Source organism: Thioalkalivibrio sp. ALE11 (assembly GCF_000381205.1).
Lineage (GTDB): Bacteria > Pseudomonadota > Gammaproteobacteria > Ectothiorhodospirales > Ectothiorhodospiraceae > Thioalkalivibrio.
This window is the reverse complement of the sequence record NZ_KB906214.1, coordinates 1-1,414: the sequence shown is the minus strand read 5'-3', so window position 1 is coordinate 1,414 and position 1,414 is coordinate 1. Positions and strand designations below refer to the sequence as shown.

Below are 1,414 nucleotides of genomic sequence, written 5' to 3'. Positions count from 1 at the left end.
AAGGTCTCCGACATCATCGCCGAGATCGCCGCCGCCTCCGAGCAGCAGTCCACCGGGCTCGACGAGATCAACAAGGCCGTCTCCCAGCTCGACGAAGTTACCCAGCAGAACGCCGCCCTGGTCGAGGAGGCCGCTTCCGCCTCCGAGTCCCTCGACGATCAGGCTCGCGAACTGCTCGAGCTGATGGCCTTCTTCAAGGGCTCGCGCAGCGAGGCCCCGGCCGCTCCGGCCGCAGCCGCCCGCCCCGCCGGGCGCACCGAGGAAAACCGGGCACAGCGCCCGGCCGCCGCCGGCAGCACTCGTCCCGCCGCGAAGAAGGAAGAGGAGAAGAAGAAGCCGGCCCCGCGCGCCCGGACGCAGCAGAAGTCCGCCACCGCGGACAGCAGCGAAGAATGGGAAGAGTTCTGACCTCCGGGGACGCTGACCAGAGGCGCAGACGGAGCCGACAGCAGGCCCGGTGGCCATGACCCGGCGACGTACATCCGTCGCCTCGACCGAACCTTTCGCTCCGCCGGACCGGCGGAGCCCACCCGATTCCGGACCAGGAGAGCAACATGGCGGCTGAAGACAACGCGGACGGGATCACCATTTCCGCAGACGAATACAACGAACTGATCCGCATGCGCTGGGCGGTGGATACGGCCACCCAGCCGTTCATGATGATCCGGTCGGACTGGACCATCAATTACCTTAACGAACCGATGAAGCGGCTGCTGCAGGAACGCGCCGGGGATATCCGCGCCGCCGGCGGCACACCCACCGCGTCGACCGGCGAAAAGCTGGACCGGGTCTTCCCCCAGCTGCTGCCCGAACGCTCGGTGATGGACCGTTGCCGCCACGAGGGGATCGACCGTGAATACACAATGGGCGAGGCAATCCTCAAGGTCCACGTGACCGGCGAGGACTCCGAGGAAGGCGAATTCCTCGGTAACACCCTGGAGTGGTTCGACCTGACCGCCCAGCGCGATGCCGAAAGCCAGATCGAGAAACTGATCCGCGAGGTCCTCGAAGGCCGCCTGGACGAGCGCATCGATACCGAGGAGCTGGACGGTTTCGTCCGCCAGCTGGGCGACGAGCTCAACCGCCTGATCGATTCGGTCAAGGAACCTGTGGACGAAGCCATCGAAGCGGTCCAGGCCCTGGCGCAGGGCGATCTCACCGTACGCATGGAGGGTGATTACAAGGGCGAGTTCGGTCGCATGCAGGAGGCGATCAACGGTTCCATGGATCACCTCGACGACCTGGTGAGGCAAATCCTGGAGGGCGCCAATAACGTACGTTCGGCCTCCTCCGAGATCGCACAGGGCAACACCGATCTGTCCCAGCGCACCGAGGAACAGGCCTCCTCGCTGGAGGAAACCGCCTCTTCCATGGAAGAGATGACCTCCACGGTCAAATCCAACGCCGACAACTC

1 protein-coding gene and 1 pseudogene are annotated in these 1,414 nt (G+C 65.3%); both read left to right on the top strand.

All coding sequences use genetic code 11. The features are described 5' to 3' along the window. Nucleotides 1–408, top strand: a pseudogene (locus F620_RS0114140) (methyl-accepting chemotaxis protein); the annotation flags it as partial. A 146-nt stretch (nt 409–554) separates the two neighbouring features. Next, nucleotides 555–1,414: HAMP domain-containing protein (locus F620_RS15640; protein ID WP_019571095.1), on the top strand; the 860-nt coding region annotated here is incomplete at its 3' end.